Origin of the sequence: Actinomyces sp. ICM39, from assembly GCF_000282935.1 — a bacterium.
Classification (GTDB): domain Bacteria; phylum Actinomycetota; class Actinomycetes; order Actinomycetales; family Actinomycetaceae; genus Pauljensenia; species Pauljensenia odontolytica_B.
Window position 1 is genome coordinate 1 of record NZ_ALCB01000105.1, and the last position, 22,805, is coordinate 22,805.

Here is a 22,805-nt window from a genome sequence, read left to right on the forward strand (position 1 = left end):
TGCGGCCCCGCCGGCGCCCTCCACACGGGTGGTGTGTGGTGGCTGGTGTCTGTCCTGCCCTTACCGCGCCCCCGGCGCGGCAGATGTTTATCCGGGCCCTTGCTAGCTGCCTGTCTCAGTGCTATCCGGATAGGTTGTGCGCATCCGGATAGGTTATGCGTATCTGGATAGGTTATTAAGCTATCCGGATGTTGCTTACCTATCCGGATGTTCGTTACCTATCCGGATGTTGCTTACCTATCCGGATGTTCGTTACCTATCCGCGTGTGTGAAGGTATCCGTGGGGCCTCGGCTCCCTTTCCCCCTGACCGTGCCGCATTTAGGCTTGTTGCTAAGTGGTGTGACACCACTTAGGTAGGTATTACACTACTTCGGAGGTGGTGCAATGCTCCCTAACTGGTGTAATGCTCCCTAACTGGTGCATGACCTGTAGGATTCAGTCGCGAAATTGCCCAGTGGTACTTGTCCTGATTGGGTGGCTGCGTTGTCGGCTCGAAGCCCGGCCAGGCCGCGGCCCCGCCGGCGCCCCAGGAATCTACCGGAACCCCGCCACTGCCTCATACAGGCCTCTCCACACAGCTCATTCGGGCCCGCTGTGCGCGGAGGACATCTCAGGCGCAACGAAAACGGCCGTCGGCCCCCGCCCGAAGCGTTCTTACTCCTGGTCGTCGCCGCGGCCTCGCGGCGTGATCTGCGGCCATTCGCGATCGATGTTCGCGTCCTTGCCCTGCTTGCGCAGGTACTTCTCGAAGTCCTCAGCCCAATCCTGGTGAGCCTGGAGCTGGTAGTCCATGAGCTCCAGGGCGCTCATGGACGCCAGCTGCGGGTACTTGTCCACCATGCCGGCGAGCACGTCGAGCGTCATGGCCACGTCCACCTCGGCCGTATGAGCGTCGGGGGAAGCGACCGCCCCGTAGACCGGCGCCATCTCCGTCAGCGTCTTCTTGCCCTTGCGGAAGCGGTCGAGCTTACGATCCAGCACCAACGGGTCGACGACCAGCATCGGCGCGCCCTCCAGGCGCTCCTCGAAAGACCCCAGGCGGTGGCGGCGCAGCTCCTGGTTGACCAGCGTGATGTCGTAGGTCGCGTTGAAGGCGACGACCGGGTAGCCGCGCAGCCAGTGCTCGACGATGGAGCCGGCCAGCTCGTGGAGGACCTCCTCGATGGGGCGTCCGTCGCGGCGCGCCTGCTCGGTCGTGATGCCGTGGACGGCCGTGGCCTGCTCGGGGATTTCGACGCCCGGGTCGGTCAGCCAGGTGGCCACCTGGTCGGGGGAGCTGACACCGCTGCGGTAGGACGCGCCGTCGATGCGCAGCACCAGCGCGGCGGTGACGAGGCGATCCTTGAGTGCGCGCACGCCCGTCGTCTCGGTGTCAAAACCCATCCACGGGTCATCGATCCAGCTCATGATTGCTCCTAGCCTTGCCGGTGACTCCAGTGTGGCAGAGGGTGGGCACATCTGCGTCCCGGAGGCGGTAGAAGCGGGAAGTAGGCAGTAGAATTGGGTCATGAGCGACGAAGTGGAAATCGGTCGTGGCAAGCGCGGACGCCGCGCCTACACGCTGGACGATATCGCCCTCGTGCCCTCGCGGCGCACCCGTGACCCCGAGGATGTCAACGTCGGCTGGCAGATCGACGCCTACCACGTCGATATCCCCTTGATGGCGGCCCCGATGGACTCGGTGATGAGCCCGGAGACCGCGATCGCTTTCGGCCGCCTCGGCGGCATCGGCGTGCTTGACCTGGACGGCCTGTGGACCCGCTACGAGGACCCCACGCCGATCCTCGACCACATCGCTCACCTGGGCGAGGAGGAGTCGATCGCGACCCTCCAGCGCGTCTACTCCGAGCCGATCAAGCCCTCGCTGATCACAGCGCGCCTCAAGCAGCTGCGCGAGGCCGGCGTGGTCGTCGCCGGCAAGCTCTCGCCCCAGCGCGTGCAGAAGTACTGGCGCGCGGTCGTTGACGCGGGCGTCGATCTGTTCATTATTCGCGGCTCGACGGTGTCCGCTGAGCACGTGTCCTCGCGCCGCGAGCCCCTCAACCTTAAGCGCTTCATCTACGAGCTGGACGTCCCCGTCATCGTGGGCGGCGTCTGCACGGACACGGCGGCCCTGCACCTGATGCGCACGGGTGCGGCGGGTGTCCTCGTCGGCTTTGGCGGGGGAGCGGCCCACTCGACGCGCCAGTCCCTGGGCGTGCACGCGCCCATGGCGACGGCGATTGCGGACGTGGCCGCGGCCCGGCGCGACTACATGGACGAGTCCGGCGGCCGCTACGTGCATGTCATCGCCGACGGCGGCATCGGTCGCAGCGGAGACCTGTCGCGCGCGATCGCGTGCGGCGCGGACGCCGTCATGCTTGGCGCCGCCATCGCCCGTGCGGAGGAGGCTCCGGGGCGCGGCTGGCACTGGGGGTCGGAGGCGACCCACCCGGACATGCCGCGCGGCCAGCGCGTCCACGTTGGCACGACGGGCACGCTCGAGCAGATCCTCTACGGCCCCTCGACGCGCGCGGACGGCTCCTTGAACTTCGTGGGTGCCCTCAAGCGAACCATGGCCTCGACGGGATACTCGGAGGTCAAGGACCTGCAGCGCGCCCAGGTGGTCGTCTCCCCGTACTCGGCGTCCTGAGCTTCGCTTACCCAGTTTGACGAGGCTGGGGAACGCAGCGGGGTTGGGTTGAGTTTGACGAGGCCGGGGTGCCCGCGCGCTCGCGGGTGCACGCCCGCCCGCTTGCACCTTGTATTTTCGGGAATATTCTCAATAGCTTCCGCACGTTTGTGCGTGAGGTTACACTTGTCATAACGCGTGTTGCCGTTGGTAAAGACGCCTGCGGCACGGGGCTCGCCGGCCCCTCACGGTGAGGTGAGGTTGAGAGGACATCCCGATGAAGTGCGGGACACGATCACTAGCTGTACTCGGCGCGCTCGCGCTGTCTGCGATGGGGCTTGTGCCTGCCGCTTGGGCGGCTGATGTGGGCCAATCGGGCGAGGCCAGCCCCGGCCTCGTCGATACGCCGATCCCCGACATCCAGGCCGTGGGCGAGGGGGACGATTCCGCGATGGTGGGGGCCACCGTGACGACTCTCGGCGTCGTGACGGCCGCCTACCCGGCCGCCGAATCCGGGCTGGGCGCGACGCTGGATGGCTACACGATCCAGACCCCCGGATCGGGCGGCGCGTGGGAGCCGGGGCGCACACGCTCCGACGGCCTCTTCGTTTACGCGGGCACGAAAGGTGGGACCCCGGCCCCGGGTACCTGCGTGCGCGTGACCGGCACGGTGGGAGAGTTCCCAGCGACGAGCGCGAAGGGTAACCCCCAGAGCCTCACCCAGCTGGCCGCGACCTCCGTCAGCGTGGTCGAGGGATGCCAGGCGCCGACGCCCATCCCGGCGCCCCGCGTCCCCACCCTGGACGAGGCCGAGGCCCTCGAGTCTATGCTCCTCGCGCCCCAGGGCACGTGGACCATCACCGACAACTACCAGGCGAACCAGTACGGCACCCTGACCCTCACCCCGGGTGAGAGCCCGCTGCGCTCGGCCACGGACGTGGTGGCTCCCGGGCAGGCCGCCCGCGACTACGAGGCCGCCAACGCGGCCCGCGCGATCGCGCTCGACGATGGCACCAACACGAACCTGCAGAAGGGGACTGCCACCGAGGTCGCCTATGCCTACCTGGCGAACGGCTCACCCGCCCGCGTCGGCTACCACGTGGCCTTCACCAAGCCCGTGGTCCTCGAGCCCCGGCACGGGTCCTTCGTATTCCAGCCGACCTCCATGGTCGCCGGGCACCCCGACCGCTCTCCCGTGACCATCACCGGGGAGCGCCCGAGCGCCCCCACGGTCGGTGGCGACACCCGCGTGGCGACGTTCAACGTCCTCAACTACTTTTCCGACCTGGGCGTCGACGAGGTCGGATGCGCGGGCTACCCGGACCGCACGGGCGCCTTCGTGACGGCCAAGAAGTGCAAGGTGCGTGGCGCATTCTCGCGCGAGGCCTTCGCCAACCAGGAGGCCAAGATCGTCTCCGCTATCAACGCTCTGGGGGCCGACGTGGTCGCCCTCGAGGAGATCGAAAACCCCGTCGCCGTGGGGGTTGGGACAGACCGCGATGCGTCCCTCGCGCGCCTCGTCGAGGCCCTCAACAAGGACGCAGGCACCGGAACGTGGGCGTACGTGCCATCGCCCGTGGCCGTGCCCGAGGCCGAGGATGTTATCCGCGTCGCCTTCATCTACAAGCCTGCGACCGTCGCCCCGGTCGGCCCCTCGCTGATCCACGACGACCCGGCGTTTACGGGCCTGGCGCGCCAGCCCCTCGCCCAAGAGTTCGTGCGGGTCACCGGAGAGAGGGCTGCGCCCGCCTCCTTCGTCGTCATCGCCAATCACTTCAAGTCGAAGGGATCCGTGCCCGAGGGCGCGCCCACCGGCAACGTTGACAGCGGGGACGGTCAGGGCAACGCGAACGCGATCCGCGTCGCACAGGCCTCCGCCCTGGCCTCCTTCGCCGCCCGATTCGCGGACAAGCCGACCCTGCTCGTTGGTGACTTTAACTCCTACTCGCAGGAGGACCCGATCAAGGCCCTCGAGGCCGCGGGCTGGGAGCGCGTCTCCGGTGCGGGCGAGGCCTCCTACGTCTACGCGGGACGCTCCGGCTCCCTCGACCACGTCTTCGCCAACGCGGCCGCGAAGGCGCTCCTCGCGGGGGTGACCAGCTGGGCCGTCAACGCCCAGGAGTCCATCGCCTTCGAATACTCGAGGGCCGGCATGAACGCCCACTTGGCGATCGAGGCCGACAACCCCTACCGATCCTCGGACCACAACCCCGAGCTCATCGGGCTCACCCTGCTCGGTGGGGACGCCCCGGCCCCGACGCCGTCCGCCGCCCCCAGCGCGGCCCCATCGCCGAGCGCTGAACCCTCAGCGGCTCCGTCCGCGTCAGCCGCGCCGGTTCCCTCGAGGGCGGCCACGGCCTCGTCCCGTAAGGCGCCCGCACGCGCTGCCACGGTCAGCGGCCTGGCGCGCACCGGTGCGGACGCCGGCCCGGCAATTGGCATCGGCATTCTCCTCGCCGCCCTCGGCGGTGGGCTCATCCTCGTCTCACGCCGCCTTCGCCGCCGCGGCTGATACCACGAACTCCACACTCACCACGCAGGACGCGGCTTCGGTGCCGCCCCGATGAAAGGAACACACCCATGCGCAGACCATGGACTCGACTCGCGCTCGCCTCGGCGGCCGCACTCTCCCTGGCGTCCCTGCCAGCCACAGCGCTCGCGGCACCGCAGGATGAAGCCTCACGGAACGAGGCCACGCCCATCACCCTGGACCTCTACACCCTCACGGACGTGCACGGACACATCCAGCAGGTCGCCAAGAAGGGCGTCGTGCGCGAGGCCGGGTTGCCCGCGATGAACTGCTACCTGAAGAAGGCGCGCGCGACGAACCCCAACTCCTCGTTCACCCTGCTGGGAGACAACATCGGCGCGTCCCCCTACATTTCTGGGGCGCTCAAGGACAACCCGACCATCGCGGCACTCAACACGATGGATCCGCTGGCCTCCACGATCGGCAACCACGAGCTGGACATGGGGCAGGCCGTCTTCAAGCAGCGCGTCGACGGATCCAACCCGAGCGAGTTTGTGCGGGCGACCTTCCCGTACCTGGGGGCCAACATCGAGGGCATGGGTACCTACGGGGACGGCACCCCCTACCTGGGGGACTACAAGGTGTGGACGTCGCCCTCGGGCATGAAGGTCGCCTTTATCGGCGCAATTGCTCAGGACGTGCCCTACAAGCTGAGCCCCGGAACTACGGCGGGCCTGACCTTCACGGACCCGATTGCGCGCATCAACTCCCTAGCCGCGGAGCTTAAGAGTAGTGGCAAGGCGGACGTCGTTATTGCCATGCTGGACGACGACGTGAAGAACAACTACACGAAGGTCGGTAAGGACGTCGACGGCCTCATGGGTGGGGACACGCACGTGCCCTACGAGTTCGACCACGTCAACTCGGTCGAGGCCTTCAACTCCGCGAACCCGCGCCTGGCGGGCATCGCCTCGGGCTCCTACACGGACAACCTGGGCCTCATCCGCCTGACGATCGACCCGGCCACGCGTCAGGTGACCAGCGCCGACTCGATTCTCATCCCGGCCGCCGAGGTCGCCCAGTGCGGCGCGGATCCCGATACCCAGGCGATTGTCGATAAGGCCGAGGCTGACTCGAAGGAAGCTGGCAAGCGCGTCGTCGCCACCGGGTACACGGAGCCCTTCAGGCGCGGCGTCTTCACGACGCCCGAGGGGGCGACGGACCCCGGGTCGAACCGAGGCATCGAATCCTCACTGGGGGACCTGGTGGCTGACTCGCTGCGCGAAACTATCCTCACCCCGGACGGAAAGAGCGTCGACATCGGCATGATTAACGCGGGCGGCCTGCGCGCCGACCTGGTGCCGAACGAGGATGGGACGATCACCTACGCGCAGACCTACGAGGTCGAGCCCTTCTCCAACGAGCTGGGGTACGTGACCCTGAAGGGATCGGACGTCAAGGACGCGCTCGAGCAGCAGTGGAAGACGGACCTGAACTCGCAGAACTCTCGGCCCATGCTCAAGCTCGGCCTCTCCTCGAACGTGCGTTACACCTACGATCCGGCGAGGCCCTACGGGGAGCGCATCACGTCGGTGACGATCAATGGTGAGCCGCTGAAGGCCGACGCGACGTACACGGTCGGATCCGTGACCTTCCTGCTGGCCGGCGGCGACTCCTTCGAGGCCCTGACCCGTGGGGGAGCGGCCACGACGAACGGAAACCTGGACCGCGACTCCTTCAACGCCTACCTGGGTGCGCACTCGGGTGCGGCGGCCCGCTCGATCCAGGCTGCGGGTGGCCTGACGCCGCGTGAGGCCAAGTCCTCCATCGGCCTGACCCTACCCACGGATCCCGTTGCTGACGGCTCGACGGTGACGATCCCGCTGCGCGGCCTGTCCTTCTCCGAAGGTCCCTCCATCACCTCGAAGGTGCGCGTGAGCGCCGGGGGAGCGCAGGCCGTGGCCGAGGTTGACAACTCTCTCGTGGACGCGCACGCCTCCGACGCTGCCTCGGTGATTACGACGGATGGCGCGGGACAGGCGAGCGTGGACGTGACGGTCGTCGGTGCCTGCGAGGGCAAGGCGACCGGCGAGGTCGTGAACGTCCCCGTCACGGTCGCCACTGACTTCGCGACGGTCGTCGAGGCCGGGGATGGCCTGACGATCCCCGTGACCTGCGCGGGCACGGCGGCGCCCGACCCGAGTCCGTCGGCCGACGCGGCGGGTGACACACAATCCGGCAACCAGGCGGCAGCTCAGACTCCCCGTAAGAACACGAAGGCGCCCAAGGGTTCCCTGGCTCGTACTGGCGCGGACTTCGGTGGCCTGGTCGGGGCGATGTTTGTCGGAGCGATTGGCGTTGCCGGGGTGTTCTCCCAGCGCCGCTTCAATCGTTACCAAAGCGAAAACAAGTAGACCTTGACAGGGGAGGGGTGGCGCGGGAGACTCGGATCAGACGTAAAAGTCGATCATGACAAATGTTCGCGCAGCGGCTGCGTGGACATGATCCGCGGCCCGCGCCGCCACCGGTTCAAGGAAGAATTCACATCAACGGAGGAAAACACTCATGAAGCACCTCACGAAGCTCCTCGCCGCGGCGGGGGTTGCAACGCTCGCCTTGGCCGGCTGTGGCGGCGGCGGAGGAACCGCCACCAGCCAGTCCGGCGGGGCGAAGGATGCCACCTCGTTCAAGGCCTGCGCGGTCTCTGACGCCGGCGGCTGGGACGACAAGTCCTTCAACGAGTCCGCCTACGACGGCCTCAAGGCCTCCCAGTCCAGCCTCGGAATCCAGATCAACACGGCCGAGTCCAACTCGGATGCGGACTTCAACCCGAACGTGGAGTCCATGGTCTCCGACGGCTGCAACCTGATCATTGGCGTGGGCTTCAACCTGGAGAAGGCCGTCCACACCTCCGCCGACGAGAACAAGGACGTGCACTACGCCCTCATCGACTCCAGCTTCAACGACGGTAACAACAACACGGTGACGCTGGACAATGCGCGTCCGCTGCTGTTCAACACCGCTGAGGCCGCCTACCTGGCCGGCTACGTGGCCGCGGGCATGACCAAGACCGGCAAGGTTGCGACCTTCGGCGGTATCCAGATCCCCTCGGTGACGGTGTTCATGGATGGCTTCGCTGACGGCGTCGCGGCCTACAACAAGGCCAAGGGCACGAACGTGCAGCTGCTCGGTTGGGACAAGGCTTCGCAGAACGGCTCCTTCACGCAGTCCTTCGACGATCAGACGCTCGGCAAGGAGCAGGCCCAGCAGTTCATCTCGCAGGGCGCGGACATCATCATGCCCGTCGCGGGCCCGGTCGGCCTGGGCGCTGCCGCGGCGGCCAAGGCGGATGGCAACACTTGGATCATCGGCGTTGACTCCGACTGGTACGAGGCCAACCCCGACTACTCCTCGATCGTGCTGACCTCGGTCATGAAGGAGATCGGCGCCTCTGTCGAGCAGGCAATCCAGGACTCGGTGAACGGCAAGTTCAGCCCGACCCCGTACGTGGGCACGCTGGCCAACGGCGGTGTCTCGATTGCTCCGTTCCACGATTTCGACGACAAGGTGTCCGCCGAGCTCAAGGCGGACCTGACCAAGCTGACGGACGACATCAAGTCCGGCAAGCTCGTCATCGAATCGCAGAACGCCCCGAAGTGATGCGATGCGTGTGGGGCTGGTGGCGGTGACGCTGCCAGCCCCACACGGGCATCGGGGCGGGGTGAGCCCACCTGCTGGGGAAGGTCGAAGGTATGAAATTAGAGTTGCGGGGGATCACGAAGAGGTTTGGTCCCCTCATCGCCAACGACTCGATTGATTTAACGATCGAGGAAGGGCATATTCATGCCCTGCTGGGAGAGAACGGAGCGGGTAAGTCCACGCTCATGAACGTCCTGTATGGGATGCACGCCCCCGACGAGGGACAGATCCTCATCGACGGCGAGCCCGTGACGTTCAAGGGCCCGGGCGACGCGGTCGCGGCGGGCATCGGCATGGTGCACCAGCACTTCATGCTCATCCCCGTCTTCACGGTCGCCGAGTCGATCGCCCTGGGCTTCGAGCCGACGGGCCCGGCCGGAATCATCAGCCGCGAGCGCGCCCGCCAGACGGTGCGCGAGGTCTCGGCGCGTTTCGGCTTCGACCTGGACCCCGACGCCCTCATCGAAGACCTGCCGGTGGGCGCCCAGCAGCGCGTGGAGATCGTCAAAGCGCTGTCGCGTCAGGCGAAGGTCCTCATTCTCGATGAGCCGACTGCGGTGCTCACCCCGCAGGAAACGGATGAGCTGATGACGATCATGCGTCAGCTCGCCGACGCCGGGACCTCGATCGTGTTTATCACCCACAAGCTGCGCGAGGTGCGCGCGGTGGCCGACGAGATCACGGTCATTCGCCGTGGTCGGGTCGTGGGGCATGCGTCCCCGAGTGATTCCGAGGCCTCGCTGGCCACGCAGATGGTCGGGCGCGAGGTGCTGATGCGCGTCGAGAAGGATCCCGCGCGTCCCGCTGGCGGCGGCCTGTCCTTCGAGGATGTGTCGCTGCTGGGTGCGGGCGGCGTCCCGCTGCTTGATCACGTGTCTTTCGACGTTCCCCGCGGCGAGATCCTCGCGGTCGCAGGCGTGCAGGGCAACGGGCAGACGGAGCTCGCCGAGGTGATCCTGGGCCTGCAGACGCCCGACAGCGGGGTCATCCGACTCGAGGACACGGACATTACCCGCGCGAAGCCTCGCGAGTCCCTGGATGCGGGCGTCGGATTTATCCCCGAGGACCGGTCGACGGATGGCATCATCGCCTCGTTTTCGATCGCGGACAACCTGGTGCTCGACCAGTTCCGCTCTTCGTCTTTCTCGGCCGCGGGCTCCCTCAAGCGCGGCGCGATTGCGCGCAATGCCCGCGACAAGGAAAAGGAATACGACATTCGCCTGACGTCGATCGAGGACCCGGTCTCCTCCCTGTCGGGCGGCAACCAACAGAAGGTCGTCGTCGCCCGCGAGATGTCGCGTGACCTGACGCTACTGGTCGCCAATCAGCCGACGCGCGGTGTCGACGTCGGTTCGATTGAGTTCATTCACCGCAGGATTGTGGACGTGCGGGACCAGGGCTGCGCGGTCCTGCTCATCTCCTCGGAGCTCGACGAGGTGGTTTCGCTCGCAGACCGTATCGCCGTCATGTACCGCGGCCGCATCGTTGGCATCGTCCCGGCGGACACGGGCCGTGACGTCCTCGGCCTCATGATGGCCGGCGTCCCCCTGGACGAGGCCGTGGAGGCTTCCTCGGGATCCGCTGGGGACGCCGGGGCACCTCGAAAGGAGGAGCAATGAGTGCACGGACGAGTAGCGGGCCGGGCATCGCGACCCGGGTCTTTGGCTCCCAGTGGTTCGTGTCGGTGCTGGCGGTCCTCATCGCCTTCGCGATTGGAGCGATCCTCATCGCGCTGTCGGGGGCATCCGTGGTGGATGCCTACTATGCGATGTTCCGCGGCTCCATCGTGGACCCGAACGCGGCGAACGCCGTTCGCATGATCAAGCCGCTGACGGACTCTCTCTTCTATTCGATCCCGCTGATCATCTCGGGCCTGGGTCTAGCGCTCGGCTTCCGTGCCGGCCTGTTCAACATTGGCGGCAAGGGCCAGATCATCGTTGGAGCGCTCGCTGCCGTGTGGGTGGGCTTCGCGGTGAGCCTGCCGCCGGTTGTGCACACGCTGGTGGCCCTCCTCGTCGCGGTGATTGCGGGCGGCCTCTACGGCGGCATCGCGGGCGTGCTGAAGGCGAAGACGGGCGCGAACGAGGTGATCGTGACGATCATGCTCAACGCGATTGCGACGCTGGGCTTGGGATACACGCTCGCGCAGAAGGCATGGCAGGTGCCCGGAACGAATCAGCCGGTGACACCCAAGGTCGCGGACAGTGCGGCGTTCGCGCGGCTGCTTCCCGCCCCCTTCAAGCTGCACGTCGGTTTCCTGGTTGCCCTGGTCGCCCTCGTCGCCTTCTGGTGGCTGATCGAGCGATCCACGCTGGGATTCCAGATCCGCGCGGTCGGCGCGAACGCGGCAGCCGCCCGCACGGCCGGTATTTCGGTCGAGCGCATCACGGCGATCACGATGGTTCTCTCGGGCGCATTCCTCGGCTTGGCCGGGGCGAACGAGGCGTTGGGGACCATCGGGTACGTCTCGCGTGACGTGGCCGGTTCGATTGGCTTCGATGCGATCACGGTGGCACTCCTGGGCCGTAATAAGACGTGGGGAACTTTCGGTGCGGGGCTCCTCTTCGGCGCCTTCAAGGCGGGCGGTTACACGATGCAGGCCAAGGGCGTGCCGATCGACATGATCCTCATCCTGCAGTCGGTCATCGTTCTGCTGATCGCAGCGCCTGCGCTCGTGCGCTGGCTGTTCCGTCTGCCCGATGTCCGCGCGTTCGCGGCTAACACGCGAAAGGGGAACGCCGATGAGCACAAGTGAGTCCGGCATGGTCGCTCAGGTCGAGGCCAAGCGCTCCTGGAAGCTTCCCGGCATCTACGCGGCTGCATGCGTGCTGCTCGTGGTCTTCGCGGCCGCTGCGCGAGGTGACATGACCCTGCGCCTGAACGACAAGTCGCAGTCCTACTCAATTCCCGACATCGTCACCGCGGGCGCGCCCATCGTGTGGGTGCTCGCCGCCCTGACGATCGCCATCACCGCATGGACGGTCGTGGCGACCCTGCGGCGCATCACCCAGCCCGAGTGGGCACGCGTCGGCGGCATGGCGGTCGTCGGGCTGTCCACGATCCTGGGCTTCCTGTTCTACGCGGGCTCTGGGTCGTCGGGCGTCGTCACGCTGACCTCGACCCTGGTGTCCACCGTGGCGATCTCGACGCCGCTGATCTTCGGCTCCCTCTCGGGTGTTATCTCGGAGCGTGTGGGCGTCGTCAACATCGCGATCGAGGGCGATCTCCTGGTCGGTGCCTTCGCGGGCGTCATGGCGGCCTCGTACTTCCAGACCCCCTACGCGGGCCTCGTCGCGGCTCCCCTCGCGGGTGCCCTCCTGGGATCCCTCCTGGCCCTCTTCTCCGTCAAGTACGGGGTGGATCAGATCATCGTCGGCGTCGTCCTGAACGTCCTGGCTTTGGGCCTGACGACGTTCTTCTACGGGACGATCATGAAGGATGCTCCCGGGAGCCTGAACACCAACCAGTTCTCGCTGTCCGACATCAAGATTCCCGGCCTCGCCGAGATCCCGGTCATCGGCCCGGTTCTGTTCAACCAGTCGATCCTCGTGTACTTGATGTACGCGGCCGTCATCGCCCTGGCCTTCTTCCTGTTCCGCTCCCGGTGGGGCCTGCGGCTGAGGGCCTGCGGCGAGCACCCGCGCGCCGCTGACACGGTGGGCATCAACGTGGGGCGTACGCGCACCCTCAACACGATCCTGGGGTCGTCCTTCGCCGGCCTGGGTGGCGCGTTCTTCACGATCGGTTCCGGCCTGGCTTTCACGGACAACATTTCGGCGGGCAACGGCTACATCGCCTTGGCCGCCATGATCCTGGGCAAGTGGAACCCGCTGGGAGCCATGGGTGCGGCCGTCATGTTCGGCTTCGCGCAGGCCTTGGCCCGCATGTTGCCCAATATCGAGCCCGCGATCCCCGCCGACCTCGTCTCGATGATCCCCTACGTGGTCACGATTGTGGCCGTCGCTGGATTTGTCGGCAAGTCGCGTGCACCGGCCGCTGAAAATATCCCCTACGTGAAGTGAGAACCCGCATGGATCCAACAGAAATTGACTGGGATGCCCTGCTGGCTGAGGCCATCGACGCGATGAAGCACGCGTACTGCCCCTACTCGAACTTCCCCGTGGGGGCCGCGGGCTTGACGGCAGACGGCTGGCTCGTCAGCGGCTGCAACGTCGAAAACGCCGGATACGGCGTCACCCTGTGCGCCGAGTGCGGCATGGTCTCCGACCTCATCCGCTCCGGCGGAGGCACCCTCGTCGCGGTCGTCGCCGTCAACGGCAACGAGGAGCCGGTGGCCCCGTGCGGGCGCTGCCGTCAGCTCATCTACGAGCACGGCGGGCCCTCCTGCCTGGTCCTCATGCCTGACGGCGTCGCGCCCATGACCGAGGTGCTGCCCGGCGCGTTCGGACCCCATGACCTGTCGAGCCTCGCCCAGGCGACCCCGGCCTCGTCGGAAGAGAAAGAAGGACACGATGGCTCTCTTTGATGCCGTTGACATCATTCGCGTCAAGCGAGACGGGGGAGTACTGACCCCCGACCAGATCGACTGGACGATCGACGCCTACACGAAGGGCGTCATCAAGGACGAGCAGATGGCCGCCCTGGCGATGGCGATCTTCCTGCGCGGCATGGACCGGGGCGAGATCGCCCGCTGGACGGACGCGATGATCCGCTCGGGCGCGCGCATGGACTTCTCGGGCATTGGCAAGCCGACCGCCGACAAGCACTCCACGGGCGGCGTGGGCGACAAGATCACGCTGCCCCTGGCCCCGCTGGTCGCGTGCTTCGGTGTGGCCGTCCCGCAGCTGTCGGGCCGAGGCCTGGGGCACACGGGCGGTACCCTCGACAAGCTCGAGGCGATCCCCGGGTGGCGCGCGCAGCTGAGTAACGACGAGATCATGACTCAGCTGGGCTCCGGCTGCGGCGCCGTCATCTGCGCGGCGGGCTCGGGCCTGGCACCCGCGGACAAGAAGCTCTACGCCCTGCGCGACATCACCTCGACCGTCGAGTCGATCGCGCTGATCGCTAGCTCCATCATGAGTAAGAAGATCGCCGAGGGCACGGGAGCCCTCGTCCTGGACGTCAAGGTTGGGTCGGGTGCCTTCATGAAGGACCTGGACGCCGCGCGCGAGCTCGCCCGCACGATGGTCGACCTCGGACGCGACGCGGGGGTCGCCACGCGCGCCCTCCTCACCGACATGTCTGTGCCGCTGGGTCGCAAGATCGGCAACGCCCTCGAGGTGGAGGAATCCGTCGAGGTCCTCGCCGGTGGTGGTCCCTCCGACGTTGTTGAGCTGACGTGCGAGCTCGCGCGCAACATGCTCGACCTCGCCGGGGTGCGCGACGCCGACGTGGAGGCCGCGCTGGCGGATGGGCGCGCGATGGACCGCTGGCGCGCGATGATCCGCGAGCAGGGCGGCGATCCGGACGCGCCGCTGCCCCGCGCCGCGCACACCCACCAGGTCCTCGCCGAGGCTGGGGGAACAGTCGTGGGCATGGACGCCCTGTCCGTGGGCGTGGCCTCGTGGAGGCTGGGCGCTGGCCGAGCCGTCAAGGAGGATCCCGTGCAGGCGGGCGCCGGCATCGAGATCCACGCCAAGCCGGGCGAGCGCGTTGCGGCGGGCCAGCCCCTGCTCACGCTCCACACCGACGACGAGTGGCGCATCGAGCGCGCCCTGGAGTCCCTCTCCGGCGCCATCGAGATCGCCGACGGGGTCACCCCCGAGCTGCGCAGCGTCGTCCTGGAGACGGTGTCCTAACGGCGGAGCGGCGCGAGCACACAGGGAGGAGGAATCGTGGAACGGCGCGACGAACAGTCGATCGAGGCGGTCAAGCTCTACTACCAGCAGGGTCTCAGCCAGGCCGAGGTCGCCACCCGCATGGGTCTGTCGCGCCCCACGGTCGCCAAACTCCTCGCGCACGGCCGCGAGCGCGGCTTCGTGACCATCGAGATCCACGATCCGCGCGAGGACGCTTCGGAGATCGCCCTGCGGCTGGAGCAGCACTTTGGACTGGCCTGCGCTCGCGTTGCCCACGGCACGGGCGCGACTGAGGACGAGGCCATCGAGCAGGTCGGCCGCGTCGGCGCCGATGTTGTCACACAGCTCGTGCGCGACGGCATGAGCGTGGGGATTTCTTGGGGGCGCACGATGAGTGCGCTCGCGGCCCACCTGACCCGCGCCCCTCGCGTGGGTGTGCGCGTCGTTCAACTCAAGGGCGGGGCGTCCTTCTCCGAGCGTGCGACGCACGATTTCGAGATCATGCGGTCCTTCTGCGAGGCCTTCGGTGCGGAGCCGCGGTACCTGCCGCTTCCCGTCATTTTCCAGGACACCGCGATGCTCTCGATAGTGCGCCGCGACCGGTCGATCGAGCGGATCCTGGAGGAGGGGCGCGGCGTGGACGTGGCGGTGTTTACCGTTGGTTCCCTGGGGCGCGAGGCCCTCTCGCTCAACCTCGGCCAGCTCGAGGACAACGAGGTGGAGGCGCTCCTGCGCGACGCAGTCGGGGACGCATGCTCGCGATTTTTCACGCGCGAGGGCGGCGTCGCCCTAGCGTCGGTTGACCGCAGGACGGTTGGCATCACGCTCGACGAGCTGCGCTCTCGCCCCGTGAGGGTGCTCGTTGCTGGCGGGCGTGTGAAAGCGGAGGCGCTGGACACGGCGCTGCACATGGGGTTGGCCACGCACCTGGTGGTCGACCAGGACCTGGCCCTCGCGCTGCTGGAACGGCCGCGTGGGGCAACCCCGCACGGGGTGCATGATCGCACCCCAGACGGATGAGAACATTTGTCAAACCACTCGTTGACACATTTCAATTGCACGGCATAGCCTTGCGACAAGGGTAAAGAAGCCTCGACGGAGCCCCCGGCTCCTCGACACCACAGGAGGACACATGCGCTCGACACCGCACATCAACCCCACCGCCCCCATCGCGCCGACGATCCTCCTGCCCGGAGACCCGCTGCGCGCGAAGTTCATCGCCGAGACCTACCTGGAGGACGCGCAGCAGTTCAACGCGGTGCGCAACATGCTGGGCTACACCGGCACGTATCGCGGCACCCCGGTGTCCGTCATGGGGTCGGGCATGGGCATCCCCTCGATTTCGCTGTACGCCCACGAGCTGATCCACGAGTTCGGCTGCACGCGCCTCGTGCGAGTGGGCACGTGCGGCGCCCTGCAGCCCGGCGTCAACCTGTACGACGTCGTGGTCGCCCAGGCCGCGTGCTCGAACTCGGCGTTCCTCGATCAGTACCAGATCCCCGGCTCCTACGCCCCGATCGGCTCCTTCCGCCTCATCGACGACGTCGTGCGCCGCGCCCGTGAGGCCGATGTGCCGATCCACGTGGGCAACATCCTCTCCTCCGACACGTTCTACAACGCGAACCCGACCTTCAACGAGGCCTGGCAGCGCATGGGCGTGCTCGCGGTCGAGATGGAGTCCGCGGGCCTGTACGCGACCGCCGCCCATGCGGGCGTCGAGGCCGTGGGTATCTTCACCGTCTCGGACTCCCTGGTGACGGGCGAGGCCACCGACGCCCAGGCGCGTCAGACGTCCTTTACCACCATGATGGAGCTGGCCCTGCCCCTGGCCCAGCTGTGATGCGACAAGAAAGTAGTTCCATGAACAAGCGTGACGTGGCCGCGATGATCGACCACACGATCCTCAAGCCCGAGGCCACCCAGGCGGACGTTGCCCGCATCGTCGAGGAGGGCGCCGCGGCCGGCACCTTCTCGGTGTGCGTGTCCCCCTCGATGCTGCCCCTGGACGTTCCCGAGGGATTGAAGGTCGCCTGCGTGGTCGGCTTCCCCTCGGGCGCGGTCAAGCCCCAGGTCAAGGCCTTCGAGGCCGCCCAGGCCGTCGCCGACGGCGCGGACGAGATCGACATGGTCATCAACATCGAGCTGGTGAAGGACGCGCGCCTCCACGAGCTCGAGGAGGAGATCGCGGCCGTGCGCCGCGTCGTCCCTCCCCCGCGTATCCTCAAAGTCATCATCGAGTCCGCCGCGCTGACGGACGACGAGATCGTCGCCGCCTGCACGGCCTCGATGGCGGCGGGCGCGGACTTCGTCAAGACCTCCACCGGATTCCACCCCGCGGGCGGCGCCTCGACCCACGCGGTCGCGCTCATGCGCGCCACGGTCGGCGATGCCCTGGGGGTCAAGGCCTCGGGCGGCATTCGAGACGCGCAGACCGCCCTGGCCATGATCGAGGCCGGAGCCTCTCGCCTGGGAGTGTCCGCAACGAATGCCATCCTGGCAGGACTGGAGGACTGAGACGATGGAGCTGCTCGAGCGCGCCTGCCAGTGGGCGAGCCACGACCCGGACCCCGCCACGGCCTCGGCCCTGAGCGCCGACATCGAGGCGGCGGAGCGCGGCGACGAGGAGGCTGCGGCTCGCGTGGGTGCGGCCATGAACGGCCCCCTCCAGTTCGGCACCGCCGGCCTGCGAGGCGTCGTGGGTCCGGGCGAGTCACGCATGAACCTCGCGGTCGTTATCCGCGCGACTGCCGGCCTGTGCGAGGTCGTCAAGCGCCACGCGACGGGCACGCCCACGCTGGTCGTCGGCTGCGATGCCCGCTACGGGTCCTCCGAGTTCGCCGCCGCCGCATGCCGCGTCGCCTCGGCCGCCGGAGTGCGCGTTCTCGCCCTGCCGCAGGCCAACCCGACCCCGCTCACCGCCTTCTCGATGCTGCACTTCGACGCAGACGCGGGCGTCATGGTGACCGCCTCCCACAATCCTGCCCCGGACAACGGCTACAAGGTCTACCTGGGCGGCACCGTCGCGCAGGGCGACGGGCGCGGCGTCCAGATCGTCCCGCCCTTCGACGCGGAGATCGCGGCCGCCATCGAGGCCGCGCCGCCCGCGGACGAGGTCCCGATGAACGACGATCTCGTCGAGGCCGTGGATCCTCGCGAGGAGTACGTGGCCTGCGCATCCGCCCTGGCCTCGGGCGAGGCCTCTGCGCGTGAGGATCTGCGCATCGTCCTGACCGCCATGCACGGCGTGGGCGCCGCGATCACCTCGCGTGTCCTGGCTGAGGCTGGTTTCTCCAACGTCTCCCTTGTGGAGGCACAGGCCCAGCCCGATCCGGACTTCCCGACCGTGCCCTTCCCCAACCCCGAAGAGGCCGGCGCCCTCGACATGGCGATCGAGCAGGCGCGCGAGCAGGGGGCCGACCTCATCATCGCGGTCGACCCCGACGCGGACCGCTGCGCGCTCGCGGTGCCCGACCCCTCCTCGGAGACGGGATGGAGTCCGCTGAGCGGTGACAAGACCGGCTCGCTGCTGGGCGAGTTCCTGGCTGCGCGCGGTCTGACGGGCTCGCTCGCGAATTCGATCGTGTCCTCGCGCCTGCTCTCGCGCATCGCTCACGTGCATGGCCTGGAGCATCACACGACGCTTACGGGCTTTAAGTGGATCGCCCGTGCCCCGGGCCTCGGCTTCGGCTACGAGGAGGCCATCGGTTTTTGCCCCGACCCGGCCCACGTGCGCGACAAGGACGGCATCGCGACGTCGGTCGTCGCAGCCTCCCTGGTGGCCGCCCTCAAGGCGCAGGGGCGCAGCGTGTGGGACGAGCTGGAGCGCCTGGCACGGCTGCACGGGCTGCACGTGAGCTCACCGCTGACCTTCCGCGTCGAGGAGATCGAGCAGATCGCCAGCGGCATGGCACGCCTGCGCGCCCAGCCGCCGAGTGTCCTGGCTGGTTCTCCCGTCGTCGAGGTCTCGGACCTGTCGCAGGGGTACCGTGGCCTGCCGCCCACGGACGGCGTCCTCGTGCTCACCGAGGCGGGGGACCGTGTCATCGCGCGCCCCTCGGGCACAGAGCCCAAGCTCAAGTGCTACCTCGAGGTGATCCTGCCGGTGACGGAGGGCGAGCCGTTGCCCTGGGACCAGGCACACGAGCGCCTCGATGCAATTAAGGGAGCTTTCGCCGAGATTATCGGCCTGTAGAAGCGAATCGGGGACTCCGTCGGCGCATTTTGTGCGGGTAAAGCCCTGCGTGAAGAAATAGATAACGCTATACTTGCGTATATGGCAACTCACAATGAATCGCTGGCGGAGACCCTACCCTTCGCCGACCGGCCCGTCGAAAAGGCGCCCGGCCACTGGGTGCTCGCGCGCGCCGGAAAGACGGTGCTGCGCCCCGGCGGCCTCGCACTCAGTACGTGGGCGCTCAAGCGCGCCGTGTTGCCCGGCTCGGACGTCGTCGAGTTCGCGCCCGGCCTGGGTGTCACGGCCTCGGCGATTATTGAGGTAGGCCCCGCCTCCTACGTCGGCGTGGAGCGCGATCCGAACGCCTCCGCGCGCGTGGATGCCATCGCCTCGGGCGTGGGGCGCTGCGTGAATACTGATGCCGCCGAGACCGGCCTGCCGGACGAGAGCGCGGACGTCGTCGTCGGCGAAGCCATGCTCTCCATGCAGGGCGAGAAAGCCAAGCGCGCCATCATGGGCGAGGCCGCGCGCATCCTGCGCCCCGGCGGCCGCTACGTCATCCACGAGCTGGCAATGCGCCCCGATGCGATCGCGGAAGAGCCTGCCACCGAGATTCGCCGCGCGCTCGCCCGCGCCATCAACGTCAACGCCCGCCCCCTCACCGTCGCCGACTGGCGGCGCGCGCTCGAGGAGGTCGGCCTCGTCGTCGAAGAGACCCGCACGGCCCCTATGGCCCTCCTCAAGCCCGGCCGCATGATCGCCGACGAGGGCGTGCGCGGCGCACTGCGCATCATGCGCAACGTCGCGCGAGACAAACACCTGCGTGAACGCGTCACGACGATGGCGCGCACGTTTAAGAAATACGATCGACACCTGTGCGGCGTCGCCATCGTCGCGCGCAAACCCAAGGAGAGCCAATGAGCCTGTCGCCCGAATCGAACACCGAGGTCCCCACGCCCATCATGACGGACCTGCAGGACATCGCCTCGATGATCCAAATCAACGAGGAAGCCACGGTCTCGCGCACCGTCATGCACGCTGAGGGCGTGCGCCTGGTCCTCTTCAGCTTCGACAAGGACGAGATCCTCAGCGAGCACACCGCCGCGATGCCCGTCATCCTGCACACCCTCGAGGGTGCCCTCGAGATCGAGGCCGACGGCCGCACCGTCGTCCTGAAGCCCGGCGACGTCATCCACTTCGGTACGCGCCTGCCGCACGCCGTGCGCGCGCTCGAGCCCTCGAAGCTGGCCCTGTACATGCTCGATCGCCGCGAGCGCCCCAAGGCCTGAGGTTCCGACACTGTGCGGCGGGCCCCGTCCTCGTGAGGTGATGCACGAGGCCGGGGCCCGTTTGTCGTATCCGCGCGGGGCGGGCGGGGCGGCGGCGCCCCGCGAAGCGTTACCTCAGCGACGCCGTTCCGGCGCCGCGAGCGACCAGCCAGAGGCCGGCCTCGACGATGAGCCCAGAGACGACGAAGACGATGGGCACGGAGATGCGCGCGTCCATGAGGGTGGTGGCGGCCAGGGCGATGCCGTGGGCGGTGCCCAGGACGCCGCCGCCGAAGAGGATGGGCCAGGCGGCGCGGTGGGCGCGCTCCCAGGCTTCGGTGCCGGGCTCGATGCTGGCCAGGCGCAGCCCCAGGGGAGGGCGGCACACGCCGGCGCGCGCGGTCAGGCCCGACGCGAACAGGTAGAGGCCACCCGCGATGAGAGCGACGGCGAGAATCAGGAAGGCGGCGATTAGTCCGACGTGCACGGGAACCCCTCGAAAAATAAGCGTTTCACGGCCGTTTCACGGAGGGCCGCGCGCCCATTCTACCCGGCCCGGGCCTCGTCACCGCGAAGGCAGAGGCGGTGTCAAAACCTGCATAGTTTCGAGGGCAAGGTGCAGGGGTGTATGGGCTGATGACGCCCGGAAGTGATCACCGCGAGTAAGCCGAGGGGCGGTGCTCGCATGAGCACCGCCCCTCAGGAAACAGCTCGGCTTGCCGAGCGTGTGTCAGGTCAGTCGACCAGGCCCTTCACGGCCTCGTCGAGTTCGGCGACCCAATCCGCCCCCGACACGTCGGAGGGCATGCGCCAATCCCCGCGCGGGGACAGGGAGCCGCCGGCCATGACCTTCGGGCCGTTGGGCAGGGCGCTGCGCTTGAACTGCTGGCTGAAGAAACGCCAGAGGAACAGGCGCTCCCACTTGACGATCTCCTCGAGCGAGTACGCGACCTTGTCCTCCTCGGGGAAGCCGACCGGCCAGGAGCCGACCGAGGCGTCCGACCAGGCCTTCTCCGCCAGGAACGCGATCTTCGAGGGGCGCGCGCCGCGACGCAGTACGTGGTAGAGCGTGAAGTCCTGCAGGTTGTAGGGGCCGATCTTGTCCTGCGTGGACTGCATCTTCTCGCCCGGCTTGGCGGGAACGAGCTCGGGGGAGATCTCGGTGTGGAGGATCGACAGGAGGACCTCGCCGACGCGGTCGTCGAACTGCTTGGAGGCCACGACCCAGCGGATCAGGTGCTGCATGAGGGTCTTCGGCACGCCCGTGTTGACCGCGTAGTGGCTCATCTGGTCGCCCACGCCGTACGTGCACCAGCCCAGCGCCAGCTCGGACAGGTCGCCCGTGCCCAGCACGATGCCGCCCAGGTGGTTGGCCAGGCGGAACAGGTAATCGGTGCGCAGGCCCGCCTGGACGTTCTCGAAGGTCACGTCGTAGGTGGCTTCGCCCTCGCCGTAGGGGTGGCCGATGTCGGCCAGCATCTGCGCGGCCGCCGGACGGATGTCGATCTCCTTGAAGGAGGTGCCCAGGTACTGGCACAGCAGGGTCGCGTTCTTCTTCGTGCGCTCGGACGTGGCGAAACCGGGCAGCGTGTAGCACAGGATGTCCGTGCGCGGACGGCCCAGCAGGTCCATCGCGTGTGCGGCGACGACCAGCGCGTGCGTCGAATCCAGGCCGCCAGAGACGCCGATGACGATCTTCGGGTTGCCGATCGCGCGTAGGCGCTGGACCAGGCCGGCCACCTGAATGTTGTAGGCCTCGTAGCAGTCCTGCTCCAGGCGCGTGGGATCGTTGGGGACGAAGGGGAAGCGGTTGACTGCTCGCTCCAGGCCCAGGTCGGTGCGCGGCGGGTCGAGCGTGAACTCGACCTCCTGTGGGGCCATGCGCTCGTCGCCCGCGAAGTAGCGCTGTGCGTTGTCCGTGAACGAGTTCTGGCGCTTGCGCTCGGTGCGCAGGCGCTCCAGGTCCACGTCGGCGATCGTGATGTGGGTGCCCTCCTGGAAGCGTTCGCCGATCGCGAGGCGTTCCCCGGCCTCGTAAATCATGGTTTCGCCGTCCCAGGCGAGGTCCGTGCTGGACTCGCCGATGCCGGCGGCCGTGTACACGTAGGCCGCGCAACAGCGCGAGGAGATTGAGCGCACCATGAGCTCGCGGTCCGCGCCGCGCCCGACCGTAATAGGGGAGGCGGATAGGTTCGCCAGGACGGTCGCACCCGCGAGCGCCAGCTCCGTCGACGGGGTGACGGGCACCCACATGTCCTCGCAGACTTCGATGCCGACCGTCAGACCGGGCACGTCGTCGGCGGACAGGAGGACCTGGCCGAAGGGAACCCACACGGGGCCGCCACTGAATTCCTCGACGCCGCCCCACGGCACTTCGATGCGCTCGCAGGCGCGCGGGGGCATGGTGACGAAGTGGCGCTTCTCGTAGAACTCGCGGTAGTTGGGCAGGTGGGATTTGGGGACGATCGCCAGCACGCGGCCGCGGTGGATGGCGACGGCGCAGTTGTACAGGGCGTTGTCCTTGCGCAGGGGCGCGCCCACGACGAGGAGGGGCAGCAGGTCGGCGCTGGCCTCGACGATGTTGGCGAGGGCCTTTTCGACGTTATCGAGCAGCACATCCTGCAGGAAAAGGTCGTCGATGGCGTAGCCGGAGACGCACAGTTCGGGGAAAACGCCCATCGCGACGCCGCGCGTATCGAGCTCGCGGGCTGCGTCGATGATCTCGCGCGCATTCTCGAATGGGCGAGCGGGGTGCACGGGCAGGGTCACGGCGGCAACGCGCGCAAAACCCTGATCGTAGAGGGAATGGAAGTTCATGGTTCT

General features: G+C 67.8%; 18 protein-coding genes. 15 read left to right on the forward strand and 3 right to left on the reverse strand.

Annotated features, from left to right (window positions below):
• Positions 1-655: 655 nt before the first annotated feature.
• Complete coding sequence (locus HMPREF1137_RS06645) at positions 656-1,408, reverse strand: exonuclease domain-containing protein (protein ID WP_007590269.1); 753 nt, start codon at positions 1,406-1,408, stop codon at positions 656-658.
• Between the two features lie 100 nt (positions 1,409-1,508).
• Here HMPREF1137_RS06645 and HMPREF1137_RS06650 point away from each other — a divergent pair, with 100 nt between their 5' ends.
• The 15 genes from HMPREF1137_RS06650 to HMPREF1137_RS06720 all read left to right on the forward strand — a co-directional run bounded on the left by HMPREF1137_RS06650 (position 1,509) and on the right by HMPREF1137_RS06720 (position 20,003).
• Entirely contained in the window at positions 1,509-2,633 is a 1,125-nt protein-coding gene (locus tag HMPREF1137_RS06650; protein ID WP_034465977.1) for a GuaB3 family IMP dehydrogenase-related protein, read from the forward strand.
• 256 nt (positions 2,634-2,889) lie between these two features.
• The gene (locus HMPREF1137_RS06655) at positions 2,890-5,124 is read left to right on the forward strand and encodes an ExeM/NucH family extracellular endonuclease (RefSeq protein WP_034497213.1); all 2,235 of its coding nucleotides are present in this window, start codon (positions 2,890-2,892) and stop codon (positions 5,122-5,124) included.
• A 68-nt stretch (positions 5,125-5,192) separates the two neighbouring features.
• Entirely contained in the window at positions 5,193-7,496 is a 2,304-nt protein-coding gene (locus HMPREF1137_RS06660) for a bifunctional metallophosphatase/5'-nucleotidase (RefSeq protein ID WP_007590273.1), read from the forward strand.
• 151 nt (positions 7,497-7,647) lie between these two features.
• Positions 7,648-8,742 carry a BMP family lipoprotein gene (locus HMPREF1137_RS06665; RefSeq protein WP_007590266.1) on the forward strand — a complete coding sequence of 365 codons (1,095 nt, stop codon included), beginning with the start codon at positions 7,648-7,650 and terminating at the stop codon, positions 8,740-8,742.
• A 92-nt stretch (positions 8,743-8,834) separates the two neighbouring features.
• The gene (locus HMPREF1137_RS06670) at positions 8,835-10,400 is read left to right on the forward strand and encodes an ABC transporter ATP-binding protein (RefSeq protein ID WP_007590312.1); all 1,566 of its coding nucleotides are present in this window, start codon (positions 8,835-8,837) and stop codon (positions 10,398-10,400) included.
• Positions 10,397-11,536: an ABC transporter permease gene (locus HMPREF1137_RS06675; RefSeq protein WP_007590297.1), complete on the forward strand. Its 1,140-nt coding sequence runs from the start codon at positions 10,397-10,399 to the stop codon at positions 11,534-11,536. Before HMPREF1137_RS06670 ends, HMPREF1137_RS06675 begins: the two co-directional genes overlap by 4 nt.
• A complete protein-coding gene (locus HMPREF1137_RS06680; RefSeq protein WP_034497217.1) occupies positions 11,523-12,803 on the forward strand; it encodes an ABC transporter permease in 1,281 nt (426 codons plus the stop codon). The genes HMPREF1137_RS06675 and HMPREF1137_RS06680 overlap by 14 nt, the downstream gene beginning before the upstream one ends.
• Before the next feature lie 8 nt (positions 12,804-12,811).
• Positions 12,812-13,267, forward strand: a complete 456-nt coding sequence (locus HMPREF1137_RS06685) for a cytidine deaminase (protein ID WP_007590313.1) — start codon at positions 12,812-12,814, stop codon at positions 13,265-13,267.
• Complete coding sequence (locus tag HMPREF1137_RS06690) at positions 13,254-14,540, forward strand: thymidine phosphorylase (RefSeq protein WP_007590310.1); 1,287 nt, start codon at positions 13,254-13,256, stop codon at positions 14,538-14,540. Before HMPREF1137_RS06685 ends, HMPREF1137_RS06690 begins: the two co-directional genes overlap by 14 nt.
• Before the next feature lie 36 nt (positions 14,541-14,576).
• Positions 14,577-15,560: a sugar-binding transcriptional regulator gene (locus tag HMPREF1137_RS06695; RefSeq protein WP_007590264.1), complete on the forward strand. Its 984-nt coding sequence runs from the start codon at positions 14,577-14,579 to the stop codon at positions 15,558-15,560.
• A gap of 112 nt (positions 15,561-15,672) precedes the next feature.
• A complete protein-coding gene (gene deoD / locus HMPREF1137_RS06700) occupies positions 15,673-16,380 on the forward strand; it encodes a purine-nucleoside phosphorylase (RefSeq protein WP_007590289.1) in 708 nt (235 codons plus the stop codon).
• A 20-nt stretch (positions 16,381-16,400) separates the two neighbouring features.
• Positions 16,401-17,054, forward strand: a complete 654-nt coding sequence (gene deoC / locus HMPREF1137_RS06705) for a deoxyribose-phosphate aldolase (RefSeq protein ID WP_007590280.1) — start codon at positions 16,401-16,403, stop codon at positions 17,052-17,054.
• Positions 17,055-17,058: 4 nt separating this feature from the next.
• Entirely contained in the window at positions 17,059-18,732 is a 1,674-nt protein-coding gene (locus tag HMPREF1137_RS06710) for a phospho-sugar mutase (RefSeq protein ID WP_007590288.1), read from the forward strand.
• 81 nt (positions 18,733-18,813) lie between these two features.
• A complete protein-coding gene (locus HMPREF1137_RS06715) occupies positions 18,814-19,635 on the forward strand; it encodes a class I SAM-dependent methyltransferase (protein WP_034497221.1) in 822 nt (273 codons plus the stop codon).
• Positions 19,632-20,003 (forward strand): cupin domain-containing protein, encoded by a 372-nt coding sequence (locus HMPREF1137_RS06720; protein ID WP_003790431.1) that lies wholly within the window; start codon positions 19,632-19,634, stop codon positions 20,001-20,003. Before HMPREF1137_RS06715 ends, HMPREF1137_RS06720 begins: the two co-directional genes overlap by 4 nt.
• A gap of 109 nt (positions 20,004-20,112) precedes the next feature.
• On the opposite strand, the gene HMPREF1137_RS06725 is transcribed toward HMPREF1137_RS06720, so the two are convergent.
• Positions 20,113-20,469, reverse strand: coding sequence for a hypothetical protein (locus tag HMPREF1137_RS06725; RefSeq protein ID WP_007590282.1), 357 nt, complete (start codon positions 20,467-20,469; stop codon positions 20,113-20,115).
• Between the two features lie 248 nt (positions 20,470-20,717).
• Entirely contained in the window at positions 20,718-22,799 is a 2,082-nt protein-coding gene (locus HMPREF1137_RS06730) for an NAD(+) synthase (protein ID WP_007590299.1), read from the reverse strand.
• Between the last annotated feature and the right edge of the window lie 6 nt (positions 22,800-22,805).

Bases quoted from the DNA above. Each gene is read 5' to 3' on its own strand.
- HMPREF1137_RS06645 (WP_007590269.1), bottom strand. From the start codon at position 1,408: ATGAGCTGGATCGATGACCCGTGGATGGGTTTTGACACCGAGACGACG.
- HMPREF1137_RS06650 (WP_034465977.1), top strand. From the start codon at position 1,509: ATGAGCGACGAAGTGGAAATCGGTCGTGGCAAGCGCGGACGCCGCGCC.
- HMPREF1137_RS06655 (WP_034497213.1), top strand. From the start codon at position 2,890: ATGAAGTGCGGGACACGATCACTAGCTGTACTCGGCGCGCTCGCGCTG.
- HMPREF1137_RS06660 (WP_007590273.1), top strand. From the start codon at position 5,193: ATGCGCAGACCATGGACTCGACTCGCGCTCGCCTCGGCGGCCGCACTC.
- HMPREF1137_RS06665 (WP_007590266.1), top strand. From the start codon at position 7,648: ATGAAGCACCTCACGAAGCTCCTCGCCGCGGCGGGGGTTGCAACGCTC.
- HMPREF1137_RS06670 (WP_007590312.1), top strand. From the start codon at position 8,835: ATGAAATTAGAGTTGCGGGGGATCACGAAGAGGTTTGGTCCCCTCATC.
- HMPREF1137_RS06675 (WP_007590297.1), top strand. From the start codon at position 10,397: ATGAGTGCACGGACGAGTAGCGGGCCGGGCATCGCGACCCGGGTCTTT.
- HMPREF1137_RS06680 (WP_034497217.1), top strand. From the start codon at position 11,523: ATGAGCACAAGTGAGTCCGGCATGGTCGCTCAGGTCGAGGCCAAGCGC.
- HMPREF1137_RS06685 (WP_007590313.1), top strand. From the start codon at position 12,812: ATGGATCCAACAGAAATTGACTGGGATGCCCTGCTGGCTGAGGCCATC.
- HMPREF1137_RS06690 (WP_007590310.1), top strand. From the start codon at position 13,254: ATGGCTCTCTTTGATGCCGTTGACATCATTCGCGTCAAGCGAGACGGG.
- deoD (WP_007590289.1), top strand. From the start codon at position 15,673: ATGCGCTCGACACCGCACATCAACCCCACCGCCCCCATCGCGCCGACG.
- deoC (WP_007590280.1), top strand. From the start codon at position 16,401: ATGAACAAGCGTGACGTGGCCGCGATGATCGACCACACGATCCTCAAG.
- HMPREF1137_RS06710 (WP_007590288.1), top strand. From the start codon at position 17,059: ATGGAGCTGCTCGAGCGCGCCTGCCAGTGGGCGAGCCACGACCCGGAC.
- HMPREF1137_RS06715 (WP_034497221.1), top strand. From the start codon at position 18,814: ATGGCAACTCACAATGAATCGCTGGCGGAGACCCTACCCTTCGCCGAC.
- HMPREF1137_RS06720 (WP_003790431.1), top strand. From the start codon at position 19,632: ATGAGCCTGTCGCCCGAATCGAACACCGAGGTCCCCACGCCCATCATG.
- HMPREF1137_RS06730 (WP_007590299.1), bottom strand. From the start codon at position 22,799: ATGAACTTCCATTCCCTCTACGATCAGGGTTTTGCGCGCGTTGCCGCC.